Consider the following 661-nt stretch of genomic DNA (forward strand, 5'->3'; position numbering starts at 1 on the left):
CGATTTCTGAAAAACGAAGGCGAAAATCTTCGCCCCTGGACGCCGCCCCCAGCAGTCTACGGCAAGCTGCAAAGCCTTCTGCGACGCAGGGCTTCACTGATTCAAGCCAAAACCAGCCTGACCCAGAGCTGGGCAAATGACACCAGCTTGAAGGCGTCATTTGCAGCCTTCCTCAAGTCAATCGAACGGCTGGACCTGCTGGTCAAGGCAAAGCTCAAAGATGCCTTGCGCGAAGCCGGGCTGCTGGAGCAAGTGGCCCGTTGCCAAGCTGTTGAAGGTATCGGCTTCCTGACCGCGACAGCTCTGGTCATGGCTTACAACAGAGGCGACTTCAAGAGCGGCGACTCCTACATCGCTTTTTTAGGCATGGATCTAAGAGTGACTGATTCTGGCCAAAAAAATGGCCGTAGGTTCCTAACCAAACGAGGCTGCTCGGAGATTCGCCGATTGCTGCACAACGCAGCAATGTCGGCCAGCCGATCGAGTGCCTGGAAAGAGTTCTACGACCATCATCGCAGCCGCGGGAAAGCAACCACACAGGTACTTGTGATGCTCGCTCGCAAACTCGCTCGGGTGGCGTTCGCCCTGATGAAAAATCAGAGCGAATATCAACCCAAAGGGTGGGTTATGGCTTGATCACAACCATAGAATCTCCCACAGG

1 protein-coding gene is annotated in these 661 nt (G+C 54.9%); it reads left to right on the forward strand.

Annotated elements, in window-relative coordinates:
- The coding region (locus KDX30_RS29445; protein WP_231678250.1) for a transposase at positions 1-636 on the forward strand (636 nt) is incomplete at its 5' end.
- Positions 637-661 lie beyond the last annotated feature (25 nt).

It is taken from the genome of Pseudomonas quasicaspiana, assembly GCF_021147825.1.
Classification (GTDB): Bacteria; Pseudomonadota; Gammaproteobacteria; order Pseudomonadales; family Pseudomonadaceae; genus Aquipseudomonas; species Aquipseudomonas quasicaspiana.